The organism is Halorussus amylolyticus (assembly GCF_004143485.2).
GTDB lineage: Archaea > Halobacteriota > Halobacteria > Halobacteriales > Haladaptataceae > Halorussus > Halorussus amylolyticus.
Map to the genome: position 1 here is coordinate 78436 of NZ_ML974137.1, position 26387 is coordinate 104822.

General features: G+C 55.5%; 31 protein-coding genes. 8 read left to right on the forward strand and 23 right to left on the reverse strand.

From position 1 onward, the window contains the following. Nucleotides 1-35: 35 nt before the first annotated feature. The 11 genes from EKH81_RS14490 to EKH81_RS14540 form a co-directional block, all read right to left on the reverse strand. A complete protein-coding gene (locus EKH81_RS14490) occupies nucleotides 36-1412 on the reverse strand; it encodes a hypothetical protein (RefSeq protein ID WP_238392198.1) in 1377 nt (458 codons plus the stop codon). Next, nucleotides 1409-2386: a hypothetical protein gene (locus EKH81_RS14495; RefSeq protein WP_238392199.1), complete on the reverse strand. Its 978-nt coding sequence runs from the start codon at nucleotides 2384-2386 to the stop codon at nucleotides 1409-1411. The genes EKH81_RS14490 and EKH81_RS14495 overlap by 4 nt, the downstream gene beginning before the upstream one ends. Next, nucleotides 2379-4142 (reverse strand): voltage-gated chloride channel family protein, encoded by a 1764-nt coding sequence (locus tag EKH81_RS14500; protein WP_238392200.1) that lies wholly within the window; start codon nucleotides 4140-4142, stop codon nucleotides 2379-2381. The genes EKH81_RS14495 and EKH81_RS14500 overlap by 8 nt, the downstream gene beginning before the upstream one ends. Then, complete coding sequence (locus EKH81_RS14505; protein ID WP_238392201.1) at nucleotides 4139-4576, reverse strand: hypothetical protein; 438 nt, start codon at nucleotides 4574-4576, stop codon at nucleotides 4139-4141. Before EKH81_RS14505 ends, EKH81_RS14500 begins: the two co-directional genes overlap by 4 nt. A gap of 64 nt (nucleotides 4577-4640) precedes the next feature. After that, nucleotides 4641-4874 (reverse strand): hypothetical protein, encoded by a 234-nt coding sequence (locus EKH81_RS14510; protein WP_132060244.1) that lies wholly within the window; start codon nucleotides 4872-4874, stop codon nucleotides 4641-4643. Beyond that, on the reverse strand, nucleotides 4871-5317 hold the full coding sequence (locus tag EKH81_RS14515; RefSeq protein ID WP_132060246.1) for a hypothetical protein: 447 nt from the start codon (nucleotides 5315-5317) through the stop codon (nucleotides 4871-4873). Before EKH81_RS14515 ends, EKH81_RS14510 begins: the two co-directional genes overlap by 4 nt. Next, the gene (locus EKH81_RS14520) at nucleotides 5317-5676 is read right to left on the reverse strand and encodes a hypothetical protein (RefSeq protein ID WP_132060248.1); all 360 of its coding nucleotides are present in this window, start codon (nucleotides 5674-5676) and stop codon (nucleotides 5317-5319) included. Before EKH81_RS14520 ends, EKH81_RS14515 begins: the two co-directional genes overlap by 1 nt. Before the next feature lie 85 nt (nucleotides 5677-5761). After that, nucleotides 5762-6184, reverse strand: a complete 423-nt coding sequence (locus EKH81_RS14525) for a hypothetical protein (RefSeq protein ID WP_238392202.1) — start codon at nucleotides 6182-6184, stop codon at nucleotides 5762-5764. Nucleotides 6185-6225: 41 nt separating this feature from the next. Then, the gene (locus EKH81_RS14530) at nucleotides 6226-7731 is read right to left on the reverse strand and encodes a hypothetical protein (RefSeq protein WP_132060252.1); all 1506 of its coding nucleotides are present in this window, start codon (nucleotides 7729-7731) and stop codon (nucleotides 6226-6228) included. Between the two features lie 3 nt (nucleotides 7732-7734). After that, nucleotides 7735-8106, reverse strand: a complete 372-nt coding sequence (locus EKH81_RS14535) for a hypothetical protein (protein WP_132060254.1) — start codon at nucleotides 8104-8106, stop codon at nucleotides 7735-7737. Next, entirely contained in the window at nucleotides 8103-8387 is a 285-nt protein-coding gene (locus EKH81_RS14540; protein ID WP_132060256.1) for a hypothetical protein, read from the reverse strand. The genes EKH81_RS14535 and EKH81_RS14540 overlap by 4 nt, the downstream gene beginning before the upstream one ends. A 165-nt stretch (nucleotides 8388-8552) precedes the next feature. Here EKH81_RS14540 and EKH81_RS14545 point away from each other — a divergent pair, with 165 nt between their 5' ends. After that, complete coding sequence (locus EKH81_RS14545; protein WP_132060258.1) at nucleotides 8553-8837, forward strand: DUF8053 family protein; 285 nt, start codon at nucleotides 8553-8555, stop codon at nucleotides 8835-8837. Nucleotides 8838-8907: 70 nt separating this feature from the next. Here EKH81_RS14545 and EKH81_RS19870 read toward each other — a convergent pair whose 3' ends face one another. Continuing rightward, on the reverse strand, nucleotides 8908-9588 hold the full coding sequence (locus EKH81_RS19870; RefSeq protein ID WP_368407716.1) for a winged helix-turn-helix domain-containing protein: 681 nt from the start codon (nucleotides 9586-9588) through the stop codon (nucleotides 8908-8910). Nucleotides 9589-9688: 100 nt separating this feature from the next. On the opposite strand from EKH81_RS19870, the gene EKH81_RS14555 reads away from it, so the two are divergent. Together EKH81_RS14555 and EKH81_RS14560 are read left to right on the forward strand one after the other, a co-directional pair. After that, the gene (locus EKH81_RS14555; protein WP_132060260.1) at nucleotides 9689-11113 is read left to right on the forward strand and encodes an ATP-binding response regulator; all 1425 of its coding nucleotides are present in this window, start codon (nucleotides 9689-9691) and stop codon (nucleotides 11111-11113) included. Between the two features lie 6 nt (nucleotides 11114-11119). Beyond that, entirely contained in the window at nucleotides 11120-11509 is a 390-nt protein-coding gene (locus EKH81_RS14560; protein ID WP_132060262.1) for a DUF7522 family protein, read from the forward strand. A gap of 238 nt (nucleotides 11510-11747) precedes the next feature. Here the strand turns inward: EKH81_RS14560 and EKH81_RS14565 are convergent, their stop codons facing one another. Then, on the reverse strand, nucleotides 11748-12404 hold the full coding sequence (locus EKH81_RS14565) for a recombinase family protein (protein WP_132060264.1): 657 nt from the start codon (nucleotides 12402-12404) through the stop codon (nucleotides 11748-11750). A 353-nt stretch (nucleotides 12405-12757) separates the two neighbouring features. Here EKH81_RS14565 and EKH81_RS14570 point away from each other — a divergent pair, with 353 nt between their 5' ends. The 3 genes from EKH81_RS14570 (at nucleotide 12758) to EKH81_RS14580 (ending at nucleotide 14430) form a co-directional block, all read left to right on the forward strand. After that, nucleotides 12758-13024, forward strand: coding sequence for an AbrB/MazE/SpoVT family DNA-binding domain-containing protein (locus EKH81_RS14570; RefSeq protein WP_132060266.1), 267 nt, complete (start codon nucleotides 12758-12760; stop codon nucleotides 13022-13024). Between the two features lie 2 nt (nucleotides 13025-13026). Beyond that, the gene (locus EKH81_RS14575) at nucleotides 13027-13428 is read left to right on the forward strand and encodes a PIN domain-containing protein (protein WP_132060268.1); all 402 of its coding nucleotides are present in this window, start codon (nucleotides 13027-13029) and stop codon (nucleotides 13426-13428) included. A gap of 234 nt (nucleotides 13429-13662) precedes the next feature. Further along, nucleotides 13663-14430 (forward strand): DNA adenine methylase, encoded by a 768-nt coding sequence (locus EKH81_RS14580; RefSeq protein ID WP_238392204.1) that lies wholly within the window; start codon nucleotides 13663-13665, stop codon nucleotides 14428-14430. Here EKH81_RS14580 and EKH81_RS14585 read toward each other — a convergent pair whose 3' ends face one another. Beyond that, entirely contained in the window at nucleotides 14431-15489 is a 1059-nt protein-coding gene (locus EKH81_RS14585; protein ID WP_132060272.1) for a hypothetical protein, read from the reverse strand. 247 nt (nucleotides 15490-15736) lie between these two features. Here EKH81_RS14585 and EKH81_RS14590 point away from each other — a divergent pair, with 247 nt between their 5' ends. Next, complete coding sequence (locus EKH81_RS14590; protein ID WP_132060274.1) at nucleotides 15737-17221, forward strand: DNA methyltransferase; 1485 nt, start codon at nucleotides 15737-15739, stop codon at nucleotides 17219-17221. 7 nt (nucleotides 17222-17228) lie between these two features. Here EKH81_RS14590 and EKH81_RS14595 read toward each other — a convergent pair whose 3' ends face one another. The 7 genes from EKH81_RS14595 to EKH81_RS14625 all read right to left on the reverse strand — a co-directional run bounded on the left by EKH81_RS14595 (nucleotide 17229) and on the right by EKH81_RS14625 (nucleotide 25021). Then, complete coding sequence (locus tag EKH81_RS14595; RefSeq protein ID WP_132060276.1) at nucleotides 17229-17984, reverse strand: DUF8169 family protein; 756 nt, start codon at nucleotides 17982-17984, stop codon at nucleotides 17229-17231. Beyond that, nucleotides 17981-18991: a DUF8098 family protein gene (locus tag EKH81_RS14600; protein ID WP_132060278.1), complete on the reverse strand. Its 1011-nt coding sequence runs from the start codon at nucleotides 18989-18991 to the stop codon at nucleotides 17981-17983. The genes EKH81_RS14595 and EKH81_RS14600 overlap by 4 nt, the downstream gene beginning before the upstream one ends. A gap of 85 nt (nucleotides 18992-19076) precedes the next feature. Beyond that, on the reverse strand, nucleotides 19077-20462 hold the full coding sequence (locus tag EKH81_RS14605) for a hypothetical protein (RefSeq protein ID WP_132060280.1): 1386 nt from the start codon (nucleotides 20460-20462) through the stop codon (nucleotides 19077-19079). Further along, on the reverse strand, nucleotides 20462-22672 hold the full coding sequence (locus tag EKH81_RS14610) for a helicase HerA domain-containing protein (RefSeq protein ID WP_132060282.1): 2211 nt from the start codon (nucleotides 22670-22672) through the stop codon (nucleotides 20462-20464). The genes EKH81_RS14605 and EKH81_RS14610 overlap by 1 nt, the downstream gene beginning before the upstream one ends. Before the next feature lie 204 nt (nucleotides 22673-22876). Then, entirely contained in the window at nucleotides 22877-23269 is a 393-nt protein-coding gene (locus EKH81_RS14615; RefSeq protein WP_132060285.1) for a hypothetical protein, read from the reverse strand. Between the two features lie 113 nt (nucleotides 23270-23382). Further along, the gene (locus EKH81_RS14620) at nucleotides 23383-23883 is read right to left on the reverse strand and encodes a hypothetical protein (RefSeq protein WP_132060287.1); all 501 of its coding nucleotides are present in this window, start codon (nucleotides 23881-23883) and stop codon (nucleotides 23383-23385) included. 496 nt (nucleotides 23884-24379) lie between these two features. Then, entirely contained in the window at nucleotides 24380-25021 is a 642-nt protein-coding gene (locus EKH81_RS14625) for an Nmad2 family putative nucleotide modification protein (protein WP_132060289.1), read from the reverse strand. Nucleotides 25022-25270: 249 nt separating this feature from the next. On the opposite strand from EKH81_RS14625, the gene EKH81_RS14630 reads away from it, so the two are divergent. Further along, complete coding sequence (locus EKH81_RS14630; RefSeq protein ID WP_162224639.1) at nucleotides 25271-25420, forward strand: hypothetical protein; 150 nt, start codon at nucleotides 25271-25273, stop codon at nucleotides 25418-25420. A gap of 23 nt (nucleotides 25421-25443) precedes the next feature. Here EKH81_RS14630 and EKH81_RS14635 read toward each other — a convergent pair whose 3' ends face one another. Continuing rightward, on the reverse strand, nucleotides 25444-25587 hold the full coding sequence (locus EKH81_RS14635) for a hypothetical protein (protein ID WP_162224640.1): 144 nt from the start codon (nucleotides 25585-25587) through the stop codon (nucleotides 25444-25446). Nucleotides 25588-25771: 184 nt separating this feature from the next. Continuing rightward, the gene (locus EKH81_RS14640; RefSeq protein WP_132060291.1) at nucleotides 25772-26014 is read right to left on the reverse strand and encodes a hypothetical protein; all 243 of its coding nucleotides are present in this window, start codon (nucleotides 26012-26014) and stop codon (nucleotides 25772-25774) included. Nucleotides 26015-26387 lie beyond the last annotated feature (373 nt).

The following is a 26387-nucleotide window of genomic DNA, read 5'->3' on the forward strand; positions in this document are numbered from 1 at the left end:
CTCGCCGCCGAATCCGTTAGCTTCCACGGTTCGAATCATCGAAGCACCTCCTGAACCTCCGGAAACCGGATATGGAGCTGACCGGGGACTTTGAACTCGCTCGGCACGTCAGCCCAGCTGAACTCCGCGAAGCTCTGACTGTTCCACGACAGGGCCTGACCCAACTGCATCGACTGAGTGTAGTTGCGGTTCATCGGGGCTTCGCCCATCCCGACCGTCTTGCCAGTCGGATTGTCGATTCCGGCGAGTGTGATTCGCCATCGCTTCTTCTTCCGCATCAGGTTGTGGAGGTCGTCGAGGTCGTGGCCGACGCCGAACTGGCTGAACTTGTTGCGCCGGGCGTCGACGTACTTGTCGCGATAGGCTGAAATGCGGTCGTGAAGCCGGTGGTAGTCGTTGCTGGCGTGTTCGGGCATCAGATTCCCGATTTCGTCGCACAGCCACGACACCCAGATGGGCGGTCCGTGGTCTATCTTGTCGATACCCCACGCGAACCACCACATCTCGCTCGGGGTCACGTCCTCCGGGCCAAGTTCTTCGTCTGCAGCCGCGTGCCACGCCGAGACGTGGCCGACCTCCTGAATCTCGTCGGCCTCTCGGTACGCCGCGGTCGCGCCCCGGAACTTCGGGTCCGGATAGACGACGTGGAGCATGCCCTCCTTGAGAACCTCGTGGTTCAACTGACGAATGCTGTCGTACCGGACGACTTCGTACACCGCCTCTTCGAGGTCGATTGGAATCGGCTCCATCTCATCGCTCGGCGGGTCCAGCACTGCCTCGACGTCGAGACCCGACGGAAGGCAGAGCCGCGTCCACGCTCGGAGTGGGAGCCACTCTGCTCGCGACGGCGACCCGCGCCAGACCACCGCATCCGGGTTGATTTCGAGGTTCCGAATCACCGGGAGAGCAGTCGCCATCGTGGACTTTCCCGACCCCTTCGGGCCGTAGGCCAGCCAGTCTGTTCCGCCGATTCGGAGGTCCTTCACTAGGTCGGGACGCTCGGCGAGCCACTGGAAAAGCGCCCGTCGCTCCCGCGATAGCCCGGCGAACTCGCCGTGTTCGAGCCGGAGTTTGTCCATGTCGTCCAGATGAACGAGGTGATCGAGGAACGCCCGTGGGTGTTCGAGTATCGGGTGTGACCCCTCTTCCATCGCGGGATGGTCGGCCCGTTCAAGGCGCTCCATTACGTCGCTCCACCGGCTGAAGCCGAAGGCGTGCCGTAGATTCTCGCCGACCGTGTGGCGGTCCCCTTCGCCCGTCACCTCCCGCGTCTTGTCGAGATTTGGCGCGGTCATGCCTTCCAGCCGCGCTTTCAGGAGGTCGCGGTCCTGCACCACCTCCAGTAGGTCGTAGTCCTGTTCGTCGGTCTCTGCGACCGCTCCGGGTCGCATCTTTTGGTCTGTCTTGCTCATGAGATAGATCCGCCTCCGGTCTCGCCGCGATACGTCTCGCCCGCCGTGACCTCCGTCGCTCGGTGGCCGAGCGCGTCGGCCGCCCGGTTGAACGCCGGGAGCAGGAACTCCGCCGCCCAACTCTCCCGAACGAATCGGTCTTTGTCGCCCACTTTGCCGCCGACGAGGTGCTGTCGAAGCGGTTTCTCGAAGTATGGCCGCGTCACTGTCTCGCGCTCGATTTGTGCGTAACTCGCCGAGACGACCTGAAGCGACCACGCCAGCAACGCCTCGGCGTTTTCGAATCCTTCGAGGAGTTGCTCCAGCGCCGCCGCCTGCTGGCCCGCGACCTCGCCGAACGCAGGTCGCATCAGCGGGTACTGCTGGGCTTGTGGGTCGATTGGCTCGATGTCGTCGCCCTCGGCGTTGTCGTCGAGGTGATCGACGCGCTCGACGGCCGCCCAGCGCGCCACCTCGTGACCTGCGTGGAACGCCGGGAGCAGGTCCTTCGCCACGATACCGCGCCGGATTTCGACCGCTAACTCCGGCGGCATCCTCTTGCACGGCCCCCACGGCTCTCCGAGGAGCGCCGCGACGGTCGGGGCGTCGGCCGCGGTTCTCGTGTACCACGAGTCTTCGAGCTGGCCGACTGTTTGAATCACCAGCTCCTGTTCCCATTCCAGAATCTCCCGTCTCGACGAAAATCCGGCGAGTAGATCCACGAGCAGGTCGGCCTGGTCGTGGGTGAGCTTCGCGGTCGCTGGACGCGTCGGCGCGTCCACGCCCGCCTTCTCCAGCGCGGCGTGAATCCGATCTCGGAGGTCCTCAGCCATGTCCTCCGGGTCAGGTGCGACCGAACGCGCGCCACTGGTCGCGCTCTCTGCCTCCTCCAGCACCGTCTGAAGGCCACCGACGATGTCGGCACCGTCGATGCGTTCGGCCACGCTTTCGTCGGGATACGCACCCTCTTCGAGCGGGTCTTGGGCTTCAGTCATCGGCTGACGCCTCCTGACTGTTGTCTCGAACCGGCCCGTCCTCCGCGCCGTCTTTCGCCACGTATCGCTTGTACAGTTGGTCGAGCTGACTCTCGCTACGGTCGTCCATCAGTTCCTTCCGGTCGGCGTGGGTTTCGGCCTCGCTCTCGGCGTAGTTGCGGAACCAGTCGTCCCACGATTTCGCGTCGGCGAGTCCGCGGGCGTGGGTCAGCATCGACCCGACCGCGTGGTGGTAGTGAATCGGCGCAAGGTTCGCGTAGAGTCGTCCGTCGCGAGGCTTCGCCACCTTGACCGCGAAGATACCGAGGCCGCCGAGGAACACGCCCAGAAGGCCCGAACCTGCCGCCAACTGTCCCGCCATCCACGACATTCCCAGCGCCGAGAAACCGGCGACGTACGGTACCGGGTGAATCTGGCGGTTCCCCTCGTCGTCGTACGTCACGAGGTCCGGAAACTCCAAGACGTGATGCTCGGGCGTGTACTCCAGCGGGTCGTCGTCCTCCGGGTCAAGGAGATACAGCTCCTCGATGGGACCGTCAACCTCGATTTTCGTCTGCATGTTGCCGTTCACTTCGAGGTCGGCGGTCGCGTCCCGAGCCCGCGCCCAGAACTTCCGGATGCCCTTCCGAATCGCACTTCGCTCGCCGGTATCTCCCCGAGCGAACTTCGTCACCGTGAACGACGCCTTCAGCACGCCCGGCGCGTCGGTCGGTTCGTCCGGATCGGTGTCGGCCGCGGCGTCTGTCTCGGCGTTCGCCACCGCATCCTCCACGGCTTCCGGGTCGGTCGGGTCGAATCCGTCGTCGAGGTGGAACTGGAGGAACCCCGCACCGTAGGTGCGGCGTCCGAACCACTCCACCGCGATAACGCCGAGCAGAACGCCGCCCGCCGCAGATACGAGGTACGGCGCGCGAATCAGCGTCGCGCTCAGCCAGTCCCACGCCATAACGACGAACATGATGCCGCCGATGGCGACCAGAATCCACCACAGCGCCGAAATCTGCGGCCCGGCTTTTGCCTTCTCGACCGCCTTCCGGCCACCGTAGAGGGTCACGACCGTACTCCCGAAAAACGGCAAGAGGAGCGAAAGGATACCCCACGCGAGTCGCGCTCCAGCGCTGTTCGTCTCGATTGGAAGCGTCGCTTTCGAACTCTGGTGGTAGAACGTCCAGCGCGTGTCGCCGGGATTCTCCAGACAGCTCTCGCCGTCCGGTTCTCGAACGCACATCACCGTGCGAACTTTCTGGTCGTAGTGGTCGCGTAGGTCGATTTCGGCGTAGTCGTAGCCGCCAGCGAGGCTCACGGTCCGTTCGTACGTCGTCACGTTCACCGCGGCTTTCTGCGTGGATGTCTCCCCGTTGTTGGTCTCGTAGCGCTCCTGACCGACGCGGTAGTGAGCAACCTCGACCACGTAGTCCTCGGCTTCCTCGCCGTAGGCGCGCTTGCTGTGAAGTTGAACGTAGTTGCGCTTCACCGTCTCGCCCGGCCGGAGATACCGCCAACTCGGAGAGGTCTCCGACTCGTCCACCATGAGGCCGGTCGGGAGGGTTTTCACGGCGAACTCCCCGTACTGGCCGTTCTGTCTGACGCTTGCGGGTGCGTTCGTCGGTTTCGTCCCGCCGGGAGTGAGTTCCTCTAGGCCGAGATTACGGGCCGCCGCGCTCTCAGCGTCGTCCTGTGCGAGCGCTATCATCGGCCCACCGACGCCACTCACGACGACCGCGACGAGCACCACGAACGCGGCGGACCGTCTCACTGGAGACCCACCTGCCCGAAGTCGGTCTTGAACGCAATCGCGACCAAAATCGCCGCGAGCGCCAGACCGAGGAAGTGGAACGGCCGAAGCACGATCACGTCGGACAGGCCGATTGTGCCGAGCGAGATGCTGAACAGCGACGCGGTGAGTACCGGGAAGTTCGGAGCCAGTCCGATGAGGAACTGGCCTGCCTCCGCCGCGGTACCGAACGTCGTCGCCGCCCACCCGGTGAGGGTCACGAGCGAGACCAGCACGACGTTCAGCGCGCCGCCTGTCCCGCTCTTCGTCCGCGCTCCGAAGCCCTGAAGGGCTTCTCCCTTGTCGTCGGCTTCTTCGTACGCTTCGTAGGCCCAGACGATAGCGATAAGCGCCAGCACGGCAGTTATCACGAGCGCTGGGTTCGACATCGCCCAGTTCACCGGGTTCACTGCCATCGTTTCACCTCCGTTCGAGGGGTCGATTCACCGATTTGAGGTCTGTACATCGTGATTTTCGTTGTCATAGTTCGTCGAGGTCCTCTGTTTTGCCCCAGAGGTCTCCGAGGCGAAGTCCGAGGTACACGAGCGTCAGGAACAGGAACGGGCCGCGAAGGTCCGGAAGCCCGTACACCTCGGCGATGTCTTTGACGTAGACCGACGCCATCGGAAACCAGATTTGTTCAGTCTGCGATACCCACGCGAACAGGTTGCCGACCGTCGCGGTGACGCCCGCAACCACGTTGTTCTTGCTCATCTCAGCACCTCCAGACCGCTCTCGATACCGTTTGTGACCGGGAACGCTTTGATGACGGCGTACACGACGGCCGCCAACAGGGTCATCACGAGCGCGAACGCGAACGCCGCCGCTGGCGGTCCGGCGAGTCCCGCCGTGTTCGCGACGCCTTCAGCGGCTTCGTAGATGAGACCGAACGCTCCGACAATCGCATCCCCGATGACCTCGAACGGCGTCGTCAGTGGGCCGAGTCCATCGACGATAATCGATGTCGTTCGCTCGATGGCGAAGAATATCCAACCAAGGACGTACTGTGCGGCGTCGATGATTCCGCCGACAATCCACTCGGCAATTAACATCCGAACCCACGCTTCCGGGTCGCTCCCTATCGTCGCGAGGCCCGCCGCGATTGGCGCGAGTTTCTGCAGGTCGTTCAGCCAGTGGTCCTCCGGGACGAACCCCATCAGAACCACCTCCGTCGGGTGTACAGGAGCAACGCCGTGACGATGATGACCTCGAGGCTGAAGATCATCGGTGCGAGTAATCGATTCGTCTCGACCGCCGCACGGAATGCCGAAGCCCAACTGGCTTCGATGGTCTCCGCCCCGCCGCCGACAGCGGCCTCGATTACTCGGACGTACATGGCGGCCGCCGCGTCCAGCACGCGAATGTGAACGGTGACGACCGCCTGCATGACCATGATCCAGCCTGCGGCGACGGTGAGCCACACTGCGCCCAGCAACGTGCTGACGAGTTTGGCGATCTTGATTTCGCCACCCTGTTCGACGAACGCGTTCGGTTCGACCGGCCCGCTCGAACTCATCGGTGGCGAACACCTCCGGACACCCACCCGGATGCGGGTGGGGTTTCGTCGGTCGCAGTTCGAGGGTGGCGGGCCGCCGACACGGTTACTCCTCCTCGTTATCGAGGTCGCCGCCGTCCTCGAGGCCGACGAACGGGAGATTGATGCCCGTGATGGTGTCGGCGTCGGTCAGGTCCAGGTAATAGATCGGGATGGCGATACCGCCAACGAACGCACCGCTGGCGACCATGATGACGAACGGACCGAGCTGTAGCCACGGATCCATCCCGAGCGCGACCGCCGCGGTGTTCCAGGCGTCTTGGATGAACCCCGCCGGAGCGCCGAACATCGCCTCGATGGAGTCGGCCGTGACGCTCGCGAACGCGTCGGTCGGGCTGATGATCAGGCCCGCGAACGCCTCACCGATGCCGATGACGATGGTGAAGAACGCGACGACGAGCCCGCCAGCGCCGTTGACGAACGCCTGGCCGAACCCGCCGAGCGACTCGGATTTGTCTATGTACGTCATGGCTTTCGCCAGACGCGGTCCATCGCTCGAACTCATCGGAATTAGCTCCCGCGCGATTTGAGTCCGACCATGGTCAGCAGGCCAGCGATACCGCCCGCCACCCAGTTGTACATACTGGCGAACGGACCACCGCCACCGCCGCCGGAACTACCCCAGAAGCCCCCACCGGATTGGACAGGCTGGAGCGCGCTGTACTGGTCTTCGAGGAGTTTGACCTCGTACTCCACCACGTACGTGGTGTCGGTCTGAACCGTGCTGTCAGCGGTGATAGTCCGGTTCTGGTCGCCGAGTTCGCCCGAGAGGTCGATCCAGTCGTCCTCGGAGATGTCCTCGGTGTCGGTGTCGCCGACGCCCTCGGCGTAGCGAATCTGCGTGTACCGCTCCGAGAGGAACGGCTGTTCGGTCTTGAGTTCGATGTCACCGTGCGTGAGGTCGTACGCCGTCGGAATCGTCTGGCGGAACGACACGTCCAGCAGGTTTGCGTAGTTCGGGTAATTGTTCGTTTCGGGGAACTCGATGGTCGCGGCGTCCGGGTCGTCCTGCATCCGGTACTCGATGTTCAGGTACCGGAGCTTGTTGACCGTCGCATCGGTGAACGCCTCACCCATTCCGGAAAGGTCGGTGGCTTCGATTTCACCGCCTTCGGGACGCTCGTACACCGTTTCGTCGGTGTAGTCGTCACCGTCGTCAGTGGACGTGTCCAGTACGCGCTCCTCGCCGAGGTCCCATCGGCTCTTCTTCTCGACGTTCAGGCCGATGACCGTGGCCGTCGCATCGCCGTCCTCCGTGACTACACGGACTTCTTCGACCGCGTCGAGCGACCCGTCGCCCGAGCCGTCCACGTCGAGTTGGCCGAGTTGCTCCTGGTAGACGACACCGGACGCGGTCTCGTTGGCGATTACGTCGCTCGCGGTCGCGTCCCGGCTGGAGTTGACCTCTGCCTCGACGTAGTCGCCGTCACCGTCGCGGACTTGGACGGAGAGCTCCGCGCCGCTCTCCAGGTCATCGACGTTCATGACGAGCTGGAGATACCGCTTTTCGGCGTCGCTCGTGATGGACGGCTCCTCATAGGCGACGTGCTCGCTGTCGCCAGCGGTGAGCGATCCGTCGGTATCGATTTCGACCGCCTGAACGCCTTCGCCGGTCTCGCCATCAGCCTCTTTGACGGAGGCCGCGGACCCCGAAGTAGTCCAGTTCTCGGCGTTCAGCCACGTCACGCTGTTGTTCTCCTCGCCGCTCGTGCGGGGGAACTGGTCGAACTCTTCGGCGTCGATTCGGTCGGCTCGATACGCCACCTCGGCACCGGAATCGGTACCGTTGACGTGGCCTTCGACTTCGGTGATTTCGCCGTTGTCGTCTTCGTATTCGAGCCAGTCCATGTTCGAGCGGTCGTGGCTCTCTACGGTCAGTTCGTCTTCGACGAATTTGGTTTCGGGGTGCTGCTCGGCCTCGGGATTCATTCCGTACGTCGCCGCGGCGGCGACGCCGGAGCCGACGACCGCGAGCACCGCGAGCAGCGCCAGTACTGTCTTGCGATTGATTTCCATGTGTTAGTTGGTGTGTCGGCGGTTCCGGTCGCCACCCGCAGTTTCCGCTCGATTCTCGAGTGCTGCGACAATCGTATCGTCACGAACGTTCTCCCCGCCGTGTTCTCGAACGGCGTCGGCGACCTCTCGTGGTGAACGGTCTCTCGCCTGGCCGCCGTCAGTTGCGGTCGCTCGCTCCGAACTGGCGGGCTCGATGTCCACGTCCACCTTGGCCTTCTCCAGTACGGTCTGCGCGCCGAGAGCGCCGACGAGCGCCAGTGTTCCCAGCACGAGAGGGAGCGCGAACACCCAGCCGAACGTACTCCAGCCCGCCGTGCCGAGAATCAGCGACAGCGTCGAGTAGCCGATGAGGTGAGCGACCGTCTCGCGGTTCATGCGCTCTGCCTCCGCTGGACTCGCGCCTTTGGCGACCGCGTCGGGGCGGTCAGCCCGTTCTCGTAGAGGACCGCTTCGAGGTGGCCGTCACACAGTTCGACTCGGACGCCAGCGACCTCGTACATCGTCCCGTAGTCGCCGCACTGACCGGCGGGCGTCTCATAGAGACAGCCCTCGTGGGCGCTGTCACTGTGTTCTGGGTGTTTTTCTACGTCGGTTCTCTGCGTCGTATCCTCCGAAAAGGAGGTGTTCGGGCCGACTGGCCCGCGTTCTCGGGTCATAGTTCGAACCCCGACCGACCGTATCGGAAACGAGACGGTCGGCCGTCGCGCCAGCCCGATTAGCCCCTCCTACAAATATGTCAGCATTCAATAGGGGTTCCCTTGGGAACCTCTTTGGATTCTCAAGCTTTATGCCAGAGAGGATAATTGGTCGGCCCGCTTGTCATGCCTCAATACCAACTGAGACAGTTAGGAAAGCAGAATGCGGGCGTCTCGCTGCCGTGGCGCGCGCTGAAACGCGACGATCTCCTCAAGGAGGACGGAACTATTCCCGACGACCAGCTCATGGACGTGGAACGCCTCGGTGAAGGCGTCTATCTGGTCCGGCCAACTCCGGACGACGGCAACCTTCCAGAGTTCCGCGAGACCGACGTAGTTCAGGACGCCGTGGCGCGTGAATTGATGGACATGAGCGCGTTCGACAGCCTTCAGCCGGGGAACGCCGACTGATGACGGTAGAATCTGAAACCAGTCTATTGCACTAATGACTGGTAGATCGAATTAGTAGGGCCTCTTCGAACTATTCACTCTGAGAGCCATTGAATACAGATGCGACCGACTTCGCAAACGAGGGTATCTGAATATTATGGCTATTATCGAATGAAATGGATATCTGGGTATCTTCTCCGATTCGCACTCTGAGTATCGAGAATTCTTCGAAATTGATTACCTCTGAACAGCATTTGCTTCCGTGTACGTTGACATTGCTCAAGGCGTGTTCAAATACGAGGGTCCGTAGCCCCTGTTCGAATTCCTCATCAGAATAATTCGAGAGGACATCTGAATCGGCATACAGTATCGTAATCTCTTCACCGTCATACAATCCAACTATGCGTAATTGGCTACCAAACTCCTCGTTCGCTAACTCCACAACCGAACGTGTGACGTCCTCCGTGGGATCTTCTATAGTCCACGTGATTTCCTGAATCTTGTCTTTGATGTTCGCCCATGCTTCTTCGCCGCTTACGGTGAGGCCATAGTATCGCCCTACCGTTCGACTCTCCGAAACTTTGAGTTCTACGATTCCTTTCTCACGGAGTTCGGATAGTGCACGCGACGCATGGGGTCGGCGGTCATCCGTACTATCTGCTATCTCTTTCGGAGTTGAGGGACCAATTACAGCAAGATGTCTCAGGACATGCTTTCTATATTTGGAGCTCAAAATATATGACTCCACGTCCCCCGGAGATTTAGCGGCCATAGCTTCCAAAAGGAAGAACCCGGCGTCGTTTGAATTTGATGGCTGGTACCAATCTCGTACCAAAGCTTTTTGCAGTTTTAGACAGGAATGATTTCCAGATATGAGCAATGAGTCTTCAGTAGGTCCAATTCACGTTCTACATGTAGACGACGATTCCCAGTTCGGTGAGCTGGTAGAGATATATCTTGAGAGGTTAGACGACCGAATCACCGTCACACCTGAATCAGACGCTCAGAAGGCCCTTGAACGAATCAGGACAGATAGCTTCGATTGTATCGTGAGCGATTATCAAATGCCGGAGATGGATGGCATCGAGTTTCTCAACTCCGTCCGCGAAGACTATCCGAATCTACCCTTTATTCTCTTCACGGGAAAGGGGAGCGAAGAGATTGCGTCCGAAGCAATCAATGCGGGTGTCACTACGTACCTCCAGAAAAATGGGACTGAGGTCTATGAATTACTCGTCAATGAGGTTCAAAATGTTGTTTCGCATCAACGCTCACAGCACAAGGCGCAGGTTGCACAGAACCGCCTCTTAGCGTTGTACGAGCAAACGGACGGTTTCTTTATCGTAGATAGAGATTGGACAGTTGTTTATTGGAACCAGCAAATGGAGCAGCGATCGGGACAACCGTCCGAAGACGTTATCGGAGAACAAATTTGGGAGACATTTCCTGAAGCGGTCGGAACGGAACTGGAGGAGATGTACCGGGAGGCAATGGAGACGCGTAAGGCGTCAGAGTTCGAGACCTACTTCGAACCATCCGGTTACTGGTTAGAGGTTCGGGCTTATCCGTACGATGACGGACTCTTTGTCCATTCTCGGGATATTACAAGCGAGAAAGAGGACGAAAAAGAGATACAGCGGAGAAACCACATCTTAGAGTCGTTTGCGAACACGGTGTCACACGATCTTCGAAACCCACTGAATGTCGCCCAAGGGCGACTACAGTTAGCACAGGAAACAGGTGATTTCGACCATCTCGAAGAGGTTGCCCAAGCGCACAACCGTATGCGAAATCTCATCGACGAACTTCTTCGAGTCGCTCGCGGTGAGGAATTAGCCTCTTCAGAAGTCTCACTCAAAGAAAATGTCGAAGAAGCATGGGAAACCGTTTCCTCGAAAGAGATGGAGCTCGTCATCGAAGACGATACCGTTTTTGAAGCACACGACAGTCAGTTGCGGCGGATGTTTGAGAATCTCTTCTGGAATGCGCTTGAGCACGGCAAGGCGTCAACTGTTAGAATTGGAGTGCTTGATGGCGATGACAAGGGATTTTTCGTTGAGGATGATGGGGTCGGCATACCAGTAAACCAACGGCAGGAAGTATTTAATTCTGGATTCTCAACCGCTGACAACAGTCCGGGATACGGACTCTCTATCGTTCACGGAATCGTGAATACTCACGGTTGGGACATCTCTATTACCACGAGTGAGGCCGATGGAGCACGGTTTGAGATTCAAGGAGTTTGCTCTCTGACGCAGGATAGCACCGCCGACGCTGACGTTGATACAGCGGAGTAACTAACGATGAAAAACCAGATTTCGAAGTCGCTCGCGTCCTACTTATACAACCGTGTCGGTGAATTACTGCGAGGCGTCATTCATTATGAACACGACGAATTCAAATTGGTCTATCTTCGCGACGATATTCGAGAACAGCGCTATCGTGAGGATGTGACTCAAATGCTGGGTCGAATCAAACAGGAGGGTACTACCGAAGAGGAACAATCATTTCCCTTCGGTGAACTTCACGCCACAATTCGGGCTTTCGACGAAACAATCTTTATGCATTTCCCAATCGGGGAGCAGATTGGTGTCGTCGTAGCGCTAGAACCCGACGTCGCCCAGAACCTCAACTCGTTCATTGATGATTGTCTCGATCATATCTATGAGGAGTACCCTTCCATGAAATCGTAAGATTTCCCCACGTGACGCGAGAAATATCGTGGATAGAATGCGAAGTGAATCGCCACTTGATGAGGTAATAAGCGTATTCAGCCTTCGGATGCTCTTCGATTTTCGCGCCCACAAGTAGATTCCCAAGGGCCGAGTCACTTCGATCGCTTGATACTGCTACCTAGTTCGCTAACTAACGACTCTTTCGTTCGAGACCCCGACTCATCTAACAGTTAGAAAACACGGTCCTGTGCATCATTCAGAGGCCGTACAGGTCCCCGCGGTCCAGCGCCCGGTTGATGGTCGCCCGTGAGGTGCCGAGTCGTCGAGCGCCCTTCCGCTTCGAGAGGTCGTCTTTCTGAATCATCTCCAGCACGCTCACCACGTCGTGGTAGTCGTCGCCCTCGATCAGGCGGCCGTCGTCCTTCGAGAAGCCGAGTGGGGCCGGGCCGTGGTGGTACTCGTCGTTCTGCTGGCGAGCCGCGATGCCCTCTTTCGTCCGCTGCTGGGCCATGTTCGCTTCGAGTTCGGCGAAGACGCCGAGGAGCTGGAATAGCGCCCGCTGGAACGGGTCGTCGTCACCGGGGCGAAGCGTCAGGCCTTCGCTGACGATGTGTAGTTCCACGTCGGCGGCGTCGAGCCGGGCCGCGGTCCGTTCGAGGTCGGAGATCGACCGGCAGATGCGCGAGACGCTGTGAACGACTACGGCCTCGAGGTCGCCCGCGTCGGCGTCGGCGACCATCTCCTGGTAGCCCGAGCGGTCGGTGTTCGTGCCGGTCGATTTGTCGCGGTAGATTTCGAGGTCGCCCAGGTCCGCGCCAAACTCTCGCTCGGCGTAGTCGGCGGTCGCGGTCAGCTGACGATCGAGACTCTGGTCGTCGGTTGACACCCGGCAGTAGCACGCGATTTCAGCCATGCTCTCGCACATCCCCCTCTACGTCTTAAAGCTCGGGGGTCACGTACATTTGTTCAAGGACGAGTGTTCTCGTACACCCTCATATCTCAACTATTCTACCGTAACAGAAGGCTTATGCCAGGTTAGTAATAGTATGTTGCTGGCGGCAGGGAAGGTCAATATCCCAATTTCCCGAACTGGCACACCCACTTACCTGCCGCCCTCCCCCATCGCACCCATTTTCTGAATTGGTTCCCGCCTTCGGCCCACACGAAGCACCCTACGAGTGGTGTCGCAAAGCGGCGGGTGATACGGGAAATAAATCAAAACTACGGGAAGATTTTAGAGTGTTCCCGCCCAACTGGTGAGTAGCCATGTCGAAATCGACCGACGAACGGGGGCGAATCTACCTCCCGAAGGACGTTCGGGAGCGCTTCGGGGACCAGTACCGCATCGTCGAACTTCCGAGCCACGTCGCGCTGTTTCCCGTCGATGAGGACCCACTGGAGGGGCTTCGCGCCGCCGTCGGTGACGCCTTCGAGGGCAAGGACGCGGCAGAACTGAAACAGGAAGCGCGTGAAGCGATCTCCCAAGAGATTCACGAAGAAAACGAGAGCCGAGAAGAGGAGAGCGAGGCGTAAGCGTGTACGTCGAGACTGACTTTCTCACCGCGCTTGTGAAGGACGACGACTGGCTCCGCGAGTCGGCAATTCGCTCGCTCGAAGAGCGCGACGACATTCACACGTCGATTCTCGCCTACGCCGAAGTCCTGGTGCTGTTCTACGACCGAGAGAACGCGGAGTACGAAATCGACCCGCCGCGAGCAATTTCGAACCTGCTCGAACTCGTTCCCATTGTCCCGGAGATACACGAGGACGCCGTCCTCGCCGCCGCTGCCTTCCTCGACGAGTACGACATGACGCCGTTCGACGCGCTTCACGCCGGAATCATCACCACAGGTGATGGACGTGTGCTTTCGAGCGAACAGGACTACGACACCATCGGCCTCGAACGCACACCGTTGGAACCCGGCGCGTCCGAGTAGGGGGTATTGCGTCTCCAGTAGTGGCAGACGATTCCTTGCGAGGGATTAGTTTTGAAGGACAGCGCGTAAGTCGGACAACCGGACTACTTTCACTTTCGCTCTACTATTGAAGATTCTTGATAAGGGGTAGGGTCGCTCCGACGAACGGAATGGTTCCAACACAGATTCCGACGTGCAGCAGTTCGCGCATCGAGGCGGAGAGACAGACGACGGTGATTTCGCGTGCCTGACGCGGTGTTCCCGTTCCCCGGCGGGAAGTCGCGGCTCGCGTCGTGGATACTCGACCAGGTCCCCGAGCACACCTGCTTCGTGGAGGTGTTCGGCGGTGCAGCGGGCGTGCTGGTGAACAAAGACCCCGAGACGAGTACAGTTGAGGTGTACAACGACCGCGACGGCGACCTCGTGCAGTTCTTCGAGGTGCTGCGCGAGCGCGGCGACGAACTGGTCGAGTGGCTAGAGACCGTGCCGTACTCGCGGGAGGTCCACGGCGAGTGGGCTGACGCGTTCTACAACGGGTATCGGCCGAGCGACGAGGTCGAGCGCGCTGGACAGTTCTTTTTCCTTCGGTACTCTCAATGGGGCGCTGGTTACGCGACGGTCAATGGGTTCGGAACGAGCAAGGTGACGAACGAGGCCCAGAGCTACGCGAACAAGGTAGCTCGGTTGGAGGAGTTTGGCTTGCGATTCGACGACGTCGTGCTGGAGAACCTGGACTGGTCGGCGGCGTTCAAGAAGTACGACAGCGAGGAGACGGTGTTCTACTGCGACCCACCGTACGTCGGCAAGGAGGACTATTACCCGGTGTGCGACATCGAGCACTCGGAGTTCGTAGAGGCTTTGGGCGAGTTAGAAGGGAAATGGGTCGTGTCGTACGCGGAGCTGCCTGCGGGACTGGAGGAGTATCGGGTCGTTGGGCGTGGTGAGCGGAACTTCATGGGTAACGGGAGGTCGGGGAGTACGAAGAAGACGAGAGAACATCTGGTGATGAATTTTGAACCGTAATCAGAAAACATTCTGAAGCGGTCCAGCTCGTTCTACGGTTTCGTGGGTATCCCGCACATCCTCAAAGGAAACGTACTGAAGCGAGCAGTGTTCGGCAGGTTCCAACACTCGCTGGAAAGTTGGCCGGTCCATCTCGCGCCGGACCTTATCTTCGTCATCGGAGGGCGCGACGATGTACATGTCCACCGAGAGATTCGGGACCTTCACCACGAAGTCGGTCATCCGGAGAATACCGCTATAGATACTTGTGGTACTCTCTACTTCGAACATCTTCACGATGTAATCGCCGTTGAGCCAGATGACGTCAACGTATTCGATGATTCGCATCGCGGCCTCGCTGAATCCAGTGAGGTTGAGGTTCTCGATGCATCCCTCTCCAAGACGCTCGTTCTCGTATTCTTGGTTCTGGTCGTTCGTGGCAACGTACACGTCGTAGTTGTGCTTCAAACCGAGCTGAATGAGATACCACTGAATCTCGGTGTGTTCTCGGACATTCGTCTCGTCGGCCTCCTCTTCGAGTTCAAGCTCTGGTTCCTGCTTGGTATGGCCTTCTGATTCTCGTTCGACGTCCGGCGACCGAGTGCGGAAGTCCTGGAAGGCGTCCTCGATGGAGGTGTACTGCTGAAGGAGCCGACTCATCGCTTTCTCGGATATCTGCTGGAATCCCTGTGGTGAATAGTCCTCGCTATAGCCGAGTATCATATTCAGTTCAATACGCGGAATGGAGATGCGATGGAAGTCTTCAACCGTGTAGATGAAGCGGCTATCGCTATTATTCCACAGCCACTTGCCAGCCTCTGGACTCTCGAAGGAGTGACCAACGCGACCAGTAGCGAAGAATTCTCCCTGATTGTAGAACAGAAGTGGGTCACCGGTTTCCATCCCCTCGAAGAACGTGCGCTTCCGCTCACCGCTCGTCGTGCCCCAGATTCGAGCCTCGTCGAGGTTACTGAGCTCGTCGATAGGATGGTCACCGGAGAGATCGTGAGGGGAATCGACCGTACGGTCGAACTCCTGGGTCCATTCCTCACCCACTGGTACGAGGTACAGTCTGGACATTGACGTGAATGATACAGAGGTGGAACTTAGAGTTTCGGAATGAGAGCGGAACTTCATTGGCAACAGGAAGCTGGGGAGTACGAAGAAGACGCGGAAGCACCTGGTGATGAGCAGCTAAAAGAGGAGGAATAAAGGAACCCCATTCTCAACAACCGGTAATGCGACTCATACTGGGCAACCATAACCGGAATATTTTTTATGTGCCTAGAGACCATTTTGATATCAAAGCGATTGCCCTCTCTCGATTATGACGTCACAGTTCTCTTCACTTGATGATCCTGCACGATCAGAGTATAACGACGAGGCATTCATTGCGGCTTTACACGCAACTGACTCGCCCCCATCTACGCAGGAGGTAGCAGATAGGGTTGGGTGCGCCTACTCAACGGCTTGGCGTCGGCTTTCACAATTGCACGATGCTGGCTCGGTTAACTCAAAAAATGGAACCTATCCAATCACATGGACACCCGGCAAGTACATCCCGTCCGTCCCGACCTCAGATCTGACCCCGAACTGGCGGTCCGCACCGAAACGCTGGGGCCACTCGCTACATACTTTGTCCCCATATGTCGGTGGATTCCCGCCAGCGCTCGCGAACTACTTCATTCGCCGATTCACCGATGCCGGTGACGTCGTGTACGATCCTTTTGCTGGCGGCGGCACCACGCCCTTAGAAGCAATCTTGGAAGATCGCGTTGCGTGGGCAAGCGATGCATTCGAATACGCAACAATATTGACTCAGGCAAAGTGCAATCCGTTTACAACATCGGCCTTCAAATCCTATCTCAATACTAAGCTTGAGGAGGCGGAGTCGGTCGATAATACTGACTTTCGTCTTATTGCCGACGATAGTTGGCTGAATGAGTCGGATCTCTTAGTATTTTTCTCAGAATATACCCTTGACCAACTCCTCTGCCTTCGAGAAGTACTGAAGGACGACACGTCTCAGGAGGCCATCTATCTGAAGGCGATTCTGTGTGGCGTCTTGCACGGGCCATCAGAGATGTTTCTCTCGTTGTCCACCAGAGACACGTTCTCGGGTTCTATCGACTATGTCAAAGAATACGCTGATGAGCACGACCTCGACCGGCCGGAGCGGGATATCAAGCAGTCGGCCGAACGGAAACAAGAATTGGTCGCGAGGGATCTGGATAGTTTCCCGACGAACCCGAAGGCGTGCGTTCGCCAAGCCGATGCTACGGATCTTGATTTCCCCAATGATAGCGTCGATTTGATACTGACCTCACCGCCATATATGCGAGTATTGGACTATTCTTGGAACAACTGGCTGCGGTTGTGGTGGCTGGGCGTTGACCGAGAGACGGAACGGGACTCACTCACGCTTACATCTCACGAAGAACGCTACCGGAAGTTCGTCCGCAGGACACTTCGAGAGTTAGAACGAATTCTGGCTGATGATGGCTATGCAGTCATCGTCGTTGGTGACGTCCGGAAGAATCTCACAAACCGGATTGAGTACATTAACACAGCGTATCTGTTCGCGGAAGAGGCGCTCAAGCATACAGACTTGATTCCCCGGCAAATTATCGACGACGAGTACGACCTTGAGCACCGGAACTTCGCACGGGCGAACCAGCTTAAGTATGACTACAGTCGTGATCAGAAAGAAGAGAAAGCTATGAGCAAGCTGGACCGGTGTCTTATCTTGTCTCCTCACAAGGAGCAACTTCCCGAGGCAACCGACCTATCCGTTCCTTGGACAGATAACTGATCGGCTTTTAGGGGAGGAGATCGAGGAACTCACGAGTTTGTAGCAGATCAAGCTTCGCCGCCGTTGAATAGACAATCGCAATGGTATCGTTGATTTCCTGTCTGCCACCAGCGTCCAGGGCGAACGATGCAAAGTCGCCAATGGTGTTGTCTGCACCAGGGATTGGTTCTTCCCTATCGCCGACGATATCTGAGGTATCCATCGAAACGAATGTACCGCTGCCCCCTCGAGTATGCCACTCAGTTGCGTCACATAGGAGCGATTGGTCGTTCGAGTTGTTCACTACCGTGTTAAGTCGGTAGTGGAGCGTATCCCAATCATCCGTAACGGGCGTCTTCGATGGGTCTATGATCTCGACTTCACCGAGCGGTTCTTCAAAGAGATTCTTGTAGCCGACGAGCAACTTATTTCGCTCTTCTTTAAGTCTAGCGAAGACTTCCTCTCGAGACTCCAGATTTGCACACTCGCCAAACAAATCGCGTGCGAAGGACTCGTCATTGTATGACAGATTTGGGAAGTCAAGCGGGTTGATGTCTCCAATTCTTTGCCCGTTGTTGAGCTTTTCTTTTACCCAATCAACAAAATCGACACGTCGGTTCTTCAGCTTCTCATACTCTTCGTGCCCGTTTTCACTCGTTAGCTTCCCAACGTCTGAATACTCTTCAAACAGTTCTGTCGCATCATCTCGTTCATCAAGCGTGTAATCCAACAGAACGGAGTTATCGAGAAACGCTTCGGAGGTGTCTACATTCTGCGAACTCATTCAGACTCACCTTGCGCAGGTTCATCAGTTACCGTATCCACAACACCGAATAGTTCGTCGATTTTCTCATCTAGCGCATCCGTCCGCGTAGGGAACGCCGACGGAGATGGATACGCATCGATACGCATCAATTCTGCCTCCATGTCTTCCAATTGCTCGGTAAATTCCGACTCATGGTCAGTTAGCGCACTTCGACTTCGGTCATCAAGGTCGTCCGCGCCTGGGCCTTTGGACGTGGCCAATGACAGACAGTGGGCGACTAATGTCCAAGCGACTTCATCGTAGAATTCCTCAAGGGACGTAACATACGTGAAGACATCGTACGAGACGGCGTCCTGTCCCCGATCTGCAATTCCTAGGAAGGAGAGTTCGACAAGATTCAGAAGAGCGGGTACGGTTTCGGAAACCCTCGCAAAGGCCTCATCTCCAAGTTCAAGCTCTAACCCAGCCGTAGCTGTAATTGCTTTCTCGTATTGAGTGTCAAGAGTATACGTATCCAGTCGTTCCGTCTCTGGGTCAACACTCTGCCGCAGCATTTTGAAACACTCTCGGAGTTGGACGTTCGCTAGATATAGCCGCTTGAATCGATCAGGTGCATGCTGTTCGTAGAACTGCCGAAGGAACTCATGAGTTGCATCGTTGGCATGGCTGAGCGAAGGATAGTACTCATCGCTACGATAGAAGTTGGCGAAGTCGTCTTCTCCAAGCTCAATGAACTCTTCAACCGGGTCTGATTCTATCGATGGTGTTTGAGTTCCATCAATGCCAGCATCCATCGCAACACCGCCACCACCGGCTGGTGTATTCAATCCGTACTTGAACCAACTCATTGTCACTGGCGGGTGCTCAACGCCTTCAAGCCAGTGGTGAAGAGCGATATCAACATACTTCTGCCGTTTGATTGCGTCCCCTGGAGTGAGTGAGATATTGCGCTCCTCACACACGGTATCCAGCCCGGCGTTGATCCGTCGAAGGAGTTCGCGTTCCGTCGGCATTGAATCGCTCATTGTTGATCACCGGACTGACCATGAGCCATCGATTTGCGGCAGGCTACTGGCCGGTTCGTATACCGGTATACATTTTGGGAACAGTTCATTCTTTCGCTTCTGTCAATAAGTTAGTCAGCTTCCCGAGGATCTGGTCACTCAGTTCCTCTGGCAGCGATGCCTTATCATGAGCCACAACCAATGGGATGAGGCCGTTCTCATATCGAATTGTCCGGAGTTTGTCTAAGACGGTCACAGTCCGCGCAAGTTCTGGATAAGCGTCTTCGGAGACACGCAAGCCGCCTTCACGATGGCCGTCAGTGAAGCGCCGTGGAACGGTGAAGGCGAAGCAGTGGCCGTCCTGAGTTCGGGTGGCAGACCGATAGATAAAGTTCTTCCCATAATAGGTCTTCTTGCCGAACGGCTCTGTCCTATCACCGGCTGAGATGTGCTTGTAGATGACATCGTTCGGCAGTTCAAGTAACCAAGGTCCAGCCATTCGATCCTTCACTGACTCGGCAAAACTCGCGAATTTGCCGGTCTTGTGAATACCCGACACAACGAACGGTGCTCCGCCGTCACCCATGTGTGCTTCCTGTACTTCGGATAGAATCTGTAAAATCGGATCATGGATCCATGCGGCAGTGTCGAACTGCGCTAGGGGTCCATCCTTGACAATGGCTGTCCGATTGAGTGCGTCTCGCCCTTGTTTGTCGAGATGCTTAACCGCATTCACTAACACGAGATGCTCAACGATACCCATCAGGAGATTGAGTGCTGTGACGTTCTCCTGAGAGCCCGCAACACGTTCGTGAGTTCGAAGCGCATCCGTCGGGTACGTGGGCTTGTCACATTCTGGGCAGGAATCTTCTCGGGTTGAGTTGACTATTAGCGACTCTTCATCACAATCTGGATTCGGGCAGTTCTCAAGCCGAAGTTTCCCTCGTCCGGATTCAATTCGATCTTCTCGGCGGTGAAGCAGTTCGTGGTACGTGGTGAATAGTGTCCGCCCGAACGCCTCACGGCGCTTGAAATTCCTAAACACCATCTTCCGCCAGCTCTCGTGAGTTGATCCAGCATCAAACAGGGTATTCGAACTCGGAAGTACCATGTTGTACTCTTGAACCGAACCTAAGTCTTCCACGACAGATGGGTTCAAAAATGCCTGGTTTTGTTGCTGACGTACAACTTGCATATCGATCTCTGCTAAGCGAATCGACAGGAAGCCGACACGCTTGTTCAACAGCGGATCTCCAACGGTGACTTCAACTCGGGACCCATCGATACCGTAAACACGCTCGATAGGCGGATTGACATCGTCTGCCATCGATAACGCAGGTGGCCGCATGACGTTCTCATCCGGATCCCACCCTTCTTCCGGTGGTGTAAATGTGAATTCTGCTAACTCCGTTTTCAATTGCTGGTCGCGCGTAAGGTCAATGTGACCTAGACTGTTTGCTGGCTCATCGCCGGAGTCGTCTTGGTATCCCATTAGTCGTCTTCGTCAGTTAGCATTGGTTCTGCGGCCGCGGTCCCGGCCACCTCATCATTGTCACTCCGTCGTTCTGCCGCTCGATCTTCGAGTTCGTCGCGGTCGTATCCCATTTCATTAACCAACCAATCAATATCGAATAGGCTAATCTTTGCCGGGACAATGTATTCCCCGGAGTCCGTCTTTATGCGAGCAAACCCGACGTCCTCCACGTTTCGAATACCGTGTTCAAAGTCCTCAAAATTATAATAATTCGCTAGTTCGTTAATTTCCTTCTTACTGTTAAGATGCGTGACGATCCAATTTGCCGTGTTTGATAGTACACGAGGGTCAATGTCTGAGACTTCTTGCGTTGCGTATGTCATCCCGATTTTGAATTTTGCACCCTCTTTTGCGAGTTGGACGTAGGGGTTCTGTTCGTCGCTATTGCGATAGCGATCCTTATCGAAGTGCTGATGAGCCTCTTCTAGGTAGAGCTGAATAATTGGAAGGTCATCGTCATCTTCCTCTGGATCCTGAAACCGTCTCATCGATGTCGATAGGATTGCGTGAGTGATTCGAGTAGTTTCTTGCTGGACAACCTCTGATTTTCCGTTCGAGATATCTACAACAACGATTTGGCCATCACTCAGATCCCTGTAAATCTCCTCTGCAGCATCGATATCCGAATCGACATTGTGGAAATCAATCAGTTCAGAGAGGAGTCGGTGACCAGACTGACCGGTCGTACTGAACATTTTCAATACTTTCCTGAGTTCTTCGTTCACCCAGTCTTTATCCCGATCAGTGAGATCTCTATATCGCTGGTTGAATCCGTCGATATTCTCTGCAACACCTTCCCAGAAAGGTACGAGCAAATTCGCTTCCATTTTCAAGTCGTGGCCTCCCGGTCTCGGCACACCGACTCCATGCTCTTCGTTAATATACTGGACTAATTCGTCTTTGACACCCAGCCATGGATAGTTACTATCCTCTTCAAATTCTGGCCCCCAATCTGGAGGCAGATCCAACTGCTTAGCTAATAAAGCGAGATATGCGAAATGGACTCGTTTGAGCCGTTCTTTTGTGGATGGGCTTTCGGCGTTAATTATTTCTTCAACCGACGGCGGCTGAACGGTGAGGAAATCCCGAATGTAATTGCTAGTCTTGTCGGTCAATACTTGCTGTACACGTAGATAAGCAATATTCAAATTTTCTGGATCCAGCAGGTTCGAGCGAAGCGGCTTGACGTTCTCCTCCCCCGGTTTAGCGCCATACTTGTATATGGTAGTTGTATCTCCAAGGTCAGCCAGCGCTTTTTCGTCTTGGTCATTTGCGTAAGCATACTCCCCACTAGGGTCAAATAGGAGCTGTCCAACGTCTTCGTCTGCTTCTTCGATAGCCGTCGCGAGGATCTTCATCGCGTTCGATTTCCCTGTCCTCGTCATGCCGAACAGGGCCGTTTTCGTGCCGATAAAGTCTTCAATCGGAATCGACACAGAGGGGCGATCATCCTCGTCCCAAATACGCGTGCTCGTGTACTTTACCTCGCCAATCTCAACCTGTACGTCACTGCGGTGGGATGGATAACTTGCGACCCACGAGAGCGCTTTGTCCTGTAGTTTGTAGACGATATAGTTGCCCGCAGAGAAAACATTCTGAATGTCACTCCCGTAGCGGAGTATCCTGTCAATATTCGGTTCGGAGTAGGCATCCTCATCATCCTTTGGATCATCAAAATAGAATGTTCCGAGAACTTTTGCCGAGATACCAGAGTATTGCATCTCACGTTGAGTCAGAAGATCTGCGACGTCTTCTTCACTTGGCTTGGAGCCATTTTGCGATGTGACAGTCTGACGAATAGCATCATGCCGATTAGTTTTCAGACGTGTTTCTGTTGGGAGGTCGGCAGGCCCTTTGACACGGAGTAACATAGCGTGGTCAGGCTCCTCAATAATCGAGTCTGTTTCAGCAATTGATTCGTCAGTATTGACTCCAGGAACTGCCCACTCATCGTCAGTCGGGTCACCTTCCTCCGGGGTGACGGCTTGAACCATCGGACGAGCTAATAGAAGCGTATGCCGCGGAAGTCCGCCTGCCTCCTGAGTCCAGTAGTCGTTGACCAAGATAGAACACTGATCGTATTCCATAGAAAATATCCCGCCGACGTGACTGCTCTCGTCGATAAGATCGGAAATAGCAGGTTCATGAACCGCCCACCGGTCTGTCATGAGCCGAGTTTCTAATTGATGAGTTATAATTCTATCTACTTAGACCCGAGGTAATCCGCCGTGTGTCTGGATGTTCTATGCTAATCCAATTCCTAATTCAATTAGTAAGTATATGCAATACCATCGCCCTCAAAGGTCCATCAATTGGGGTTAATTATACCGATACAAGACTAGTCGTTTCTGATTTTAGGACTTGAGTGTGAATCAGACCTGATCCTCAAAGCGACTAAGGTCCTCGATATCTAGCAGCAAACAATCAATCGAGTCGAACATTGCATCCCAGTCGATCCCACCAAAATCCCATTTTTCAGCGACTACGACTGCCTTCGGTACATCGACATTCCGAAAATCACCCATTTCAGCGTATGCACGCCGCATATGATTGATATAGGTACTCTGGTTAGAGCTGCGGTTCGTCTCTTTGACTTCCACGTATCCTTTTCGAACACCGTAGCTGTTCGAGAGAACGCAGTCCACCTGCCAAGTATTTCCTGATTTTCCGACCTCAGAACGCTTTTCGACGGTGTATCCCGTTCGCTCAGAAAGAGTTGTCCGAACGTGTTCTTCGAAGTTCTGGTAGGGATTCCCTGCTGTCATCTGTTGTCCTTTGAGATTTCAAGCGTGTGTTCGCTTTATTCTATCTCTCTCGAATCGAGGTCGCCAGCAAGATACTTTTGACTTTTCTCAGCCATTTCACCCAAAGAGAGTATTCATTTCTGACTCCAGCGACGATACGCCTTTTCTACCTTGTTTCGGACGGACTCTTCGACATCGGCGAGATCATACCTATCGCTGAGGTCGCTCGTCGTGCCGTACCGAGCACCAGTGTCTGAATTCTCGTATCCAGACCCGCATTTTTTCATCTCACCTTTGTTGTCACGGTAGCGAACGGTAAACGACCCATCACGGAATGCTATATCCGCAACCTTTCGGTGAGTTCCTGCCACTTGGAAGGTGAGATATTCCACTCCATACCCTTCTTCGTAGCCACGATTCAGCTTACCCGTATCTTCAATTTCAGTGACTATCTCATCGATAGCGGAGCGGAGTTCGTCATTTAGGTATGCTGCGAGCTTGTCCACATCCGTACCCGCTGCGATTCCAAGTACACGTTTGAGAACATCGTTGAACGTATCAACGCCGTGTCTCTGTTTGAGCGCTTCTAGTTCGTCGTGTACTGTTTCGTCGACTTTGATAGTTTTCTCAGCCATGATTACACACACCGGATTACAGTATACTCAGTATACTCGGTGTACTTGGTAGTTGTCGGCCCGTATTATATCCTTTTCTATTATGTATTCTAGAAATGAGTCAGACAACTATTTCCCTGTCAACGGGGCATTTGAAATGTCGACTGAGCTGGAAAAGTTCGTTGCATAAATAACGCTCTACGACAAGGTTTCTGCCATGCGAATTACGAAAGAGCAACTCATTCGTCGCCTCGAACCCGGTGATAAAGTTCGATGGTCCGCAGAAAATAGCTCCGTTTCGAGAGATGCCTGTACGGTCAAGACGATTTCACTCGATGGAAGGTGTGCCGATATTGTGCTTAGCGGTCCTCGAACAGGGAAATACAAGATTCAACTCGACCGAGATGGGTCGATAGACATCAGTTCAATTTTTGCAGATGAAGACCTCGACAGTCATGGAGAACTCAAATGGATCTCCCTCGTAGCTGGCGATGGGTTCCGGACTTGAATCTTCTAATTAGCAACTTTTCTGGCTACCAGTATCGTTGGGACTCCCACAACCGCAGGAAGTTGAGGAGTCGTCTCTCGGTTCGCCGTGGACGCCTAATTCGTAGCGTTCCGAAAGCCAATCTACTAGTTCATCTAAGTATTCCGTCGGCTTCTTCCGACCACTCCGGCTATCACTCTTGTAACCTTTGATAACCTCATAGAGTCTCGGAGGCAACTCTGGACCTCGATCCCCGAAGTACCAGAACTTGTCCGCTATGAGAACCTTATTCGATTTGAGATCTCTCTTTCGGGACTCTGGATCGTCATGCTCAGGTGGATTCTCGACTTGAACCAAAATGCCACTTTCATTGCGGTGGTAGATGTTGTCGCCTCGTGGATCGTTTTCCGGCTTTTTGAAATCGAAGCGCCCGCTGGTATAGTACTCGTCGTACGTCAAACATTCGCTGACCCTCATAAGGTAGGTCATGCGTTCTTCTCCGCTATCTCTCGGATACGTCCCGAGAACCCAATCTCCTTCCTTCGCTTCGTCTCTAATCACTTGCTTGCACGTTGCTAACGTACAGACGCTATCTGTGACATTTGGCGCGAAGCCAGTATCGGCCTCGATAACGTACGAGTGGAGTTCACCTTCAGTAGATATTGTTGACATCGTGTTCTCTTCTGATGGATTACCAGAAGAAATAGGTTTTGTTAGCAAGTCTTACTTTTAGCAGAAAAAGTGAGCTCTGCTGTCCAAATCCGGAATTTAACTATTCTCGATTGCGTCAAAGTTGGCCGCGAGACCTTCCGATCCTCCTCTGAAATCCTGTATTGATCTTGTTTCTTGACCTGCAGGCAATTTGCCAGAGCTCATCTTCGGAGATGACATCCCGGTCGCATCAGGTGGAACGGCTACTTCGTGGTCAAGACCGAGGACGAGCTGAAGGAGTGCATCGACAGCCCCGAAAGTCGGATGCAGAATATTGTGGATTCGAAGTACGGGATTCGGCAGGCGGCTATCGGGTGGGATGGGGATATCGAGTCTTCTGAGGACGCGAAGTTGCTGTAAGCCCCTCTGATTGGAGCAGAAGCTCAGAGCGTAGCGGGCAAAGGACGGAGGGATACGTTCTTCGACCGAAGGCCGATGTACGCGGTGAGCGCCAGGATGACCGGAAGCGCCACTCCGGCTTTTGTGAAGACGAGTGTCAGAATTCCACCTTTGATGATTTCCTTCATGATGTGACAAACTGCTTTTGAAACGCGATTCTTTATCCCGCTGTGACCAATCCCTCCCGAGGATTCGAACCTCGAAAGTGCCGGTGTTCGCGTCTATTTGGCAATTTGCCCGCTCGTCAACGGTTATAATGAGATAATCAGGGATGGCTTATAAACATATCCCAGCTTGGTGTCTGGTGGTGCGTTACAGTGTCTCGCTCAATTCCCCAATCAAGGATTCGAACGCTTCCAACGTCTCCTCACCTAACTCCTCTTCCCCGTACTCCTCACTCGCAATCCGGTCGCAGATCGTCTCCGCGATGTCGCCCTTGTCGAAGGCTCCGTCTTCGAGTTCGCCTTCCTCTATCTCCTGGAGTTTCGCATTCACTGCCTCGGGCATCGTGTTGTACTCGTGGTCGGTCGCCTCGACCAGCTCGTCCAGGTCCACATCGTTGAGATACTGTTCGGCGACGACCTCGCAAAAGATTCCGACGGGGAACGTAGTCGTAGCCCTCAGCGTCGAGGAACCAATCTCTGGACAACAACAGTCAAGATGCTATAGTATCTCCTCCGTAGTAATGCCCCAAAAATACGTTCCGTGTTTAGTATGCGATCCACAGATGACCCGCAAGCAAGAAATTCAATTTCTTCATCCTCACCACCACAGTTCAAAACATGAACCACCGCTTCCGCAAGACCACGAATCGTATCTCAATTGGGTTGCTGAAGAGCACGACCTTGACCCCAATCATCCAGTCTTCGAACCTGGTGGATTAACCCGGCCAAAGGATTTCGAGCAGTACGAACATCTATTCGAAAAA

What these genes read in the sequence shown, in the direction of transcription:
- EKH81_RS14625 (WP_132060289.1), bottom strand. Translation starts at nt 25,021, where the DNA reads ATGTCAACAATATCTACTGAAGGTGAACTCCACTCGTACGTTATCGAG.
- EKH81_RS14535 (WP_132060254.1), bottom strand. Translation starts at nt 8,106, where the DNA reads ATGAACCGCGAGACGGTCGCTCACCTCATCGGCTACTCGACGCTGTCG.
- EKH81_RS14605 (WP_132060280.1), bottom strand. Translation starts at nt 20,462, where the DNA reads ATGGGATACCAAGACGACTCCGGCGATGAGCCAGCAAACAGTCTAGGT.
- EKH81_RS14495 (WP_238392199.1), bottom strand. Translation starts at nt 2,386, where the DNA reads ATGACTGAAGCCCAAGACCCGCTCGAAGAGGGTGCGTATCCCGACGAA.
- EKH81_RS14490 (WP_238392198.1), bottom strand. Translation starts at nt 1,412, where the DNA reads ATGAGCAAGACAGACCAAAAGATGCGACCCGGAGCGGTCGCAGAGACC.
- EKH81_RS14555 (WP_132060260.1), top strand. Translation starts at nt 9,689, where the DNA reads ATGAGCAATGAGTCTTCAGTAGGTCCAATTCACGTTCTACATGTAGAC.
- EKH81_RS14525 (WP_238392202.1), bottom strand. Translation starts at nt 6,184, where the DNA reads ATGACGTACATAGACAAATCCGAGTCGCTCGGCGGGTTCGGCCAGGCG.
- EKH81_RS14635 (WP_162224640.1), bottom strand. Translation starts at nt 25,587, where the DNA reads ATGAAGGAAATCATCAAAGGTGGAATTCTGACACTCGTCTTCACAAAA.
- EKH81_RS14515 (WP_132060246.1), bottom strand. Translation starts at nt 5,317, where the DNA reads ATGGGGTTCGTCCCGGAGGACCACTGGCTGAACGACCTGCAGAAACTC.
- EKH81_RS14565 (WP_132060264.1), bottom strand. Translation starts at nt 12,404, where the DNA reads ATGGCTGAAATCGCGTGCTACTGCCGGGTGTCAACCGACGACCAGAGT.
- EKH81_RS14560 (WP_132060262.1), top strand. Translation starts at nt 11,120, where the DNA reads ATGAAAAACCAGATTTCGAAGTCGCTCGCGTCCTACTTATACAACCGT.
- EKH81_RS14530 (WP_132060252.1), bottom strand. Translation starts at nt 7,731, where the DNA reads ATGGAAATCAATCGCAAGACAGTACTGGCGCTGCTCGCGGTGCTCGCG.
- EKH81_RS14595 (WP_132060276.1), bottom strand. Translation starts at nt 17,984, where the DNA reads ATGAGTTCGCAGAATGTAGACACCTCCGAAGCGTTTCTCGATAACTCC.
- EKH81_RS14545 (WP_132060258.1), top strand. Translation starts at nt 8,553, where the DNA reads ATGCCTCAATACCAACTGAGACAGTTAGGAAAGCAGAATGCGGGCGTC.
- EKH81_RS14620 (WP_132060287.1), bottom strand. Translation starts at nt 23,883, where the DNA reads ATGGCTGAGAAAACTATCAAAGTCGACGAAACAGTACACGACGAACTA.
- EKH81_RS14520 (WP_132060248.1), bottom strand. Translation starts at nt 5,676, where the DNA reads ATGAGTTCGAGCGGGCCGGTCGAACCGAACGCGTTCGTCGAACAGGGT.
- EKH81_RS14590 (WP_132060274.1), top strand. Translation starts at nt 15,737, where the DNA reads ATGACGTCACAGTTCTCTTCACTTGATGATCCTGCACGATCAGAGTAT.
- EKH81_RS14585 (WP_132060272.1), bottom strand. Translation starts at nt 15,489, where the DNA reads ATGTCCAGACTGTACCTCGTACCAGTGGGTGAGGAATGGACCCAGGAG.
- EKH81_RS14600 (WP_132060278.1), bottom strand. Translation starts at nt 18,991, where the DNA reads ATGAGCGATTCAATGCCGACGGAACGCGAACTCCTTCGACGGATCAAC.
- EKH81_RS14510 (WP_132060244.1), bottom strand. Translation starts at nt 4,874, where the DNA reads ATGAGCAAGAACAACGTGGTTGCGGGCGTCACCGCGACGGTCGGCAAC.
- EKH81_RS14570 (WP_132060266.1), top strand. Translation starts at nt 12,758, where the DNA reads ATGTCGAAATCGACCGACGAACGGGGGCGAATCTACCTCCCGAAGGAC.
- EKH81_RS19870 (WP_368407716.1), bottom strand. Translation starts at nt 9,588, where the DNA reads ATGGCCGCTAAATCTCCGGGGGACGTGGAGTCATATATTTTGAGCTCC.
- EKH81_RS14540 (WP_132060256.1), bottom strand. Translation starts at nt 8,387, where the DNA reads ATGACCCGAGAACGCGGGCCAGTCGGCCCGAACACCTCCTTTTCGGAG.
- EKH81_RS14610 (WP_132060282.1), bottom strand. Translation starts at nt 22,672, where the DNA reads ATGACAGACCGGTGGGCGGTTCATGAACCTGCTATTTCCGATCTTATC.
- EKH81_RS14505 (WP_238392201.1), bottom strand. Translation starts at nt 4,576, where the DNA reads ATGGCAGTGAACCCGGTGAACTGGGCGATGTCGAACCCAGCGCTCGTG.
- EKH81_RS14615 (WP_132060285.1), bottom strand. Translation starts at nt 23,269, where the DNA reads ATGACAGCAGGGAATCCCTACCAGAACTTCGAAGAACACGTTCGGACA.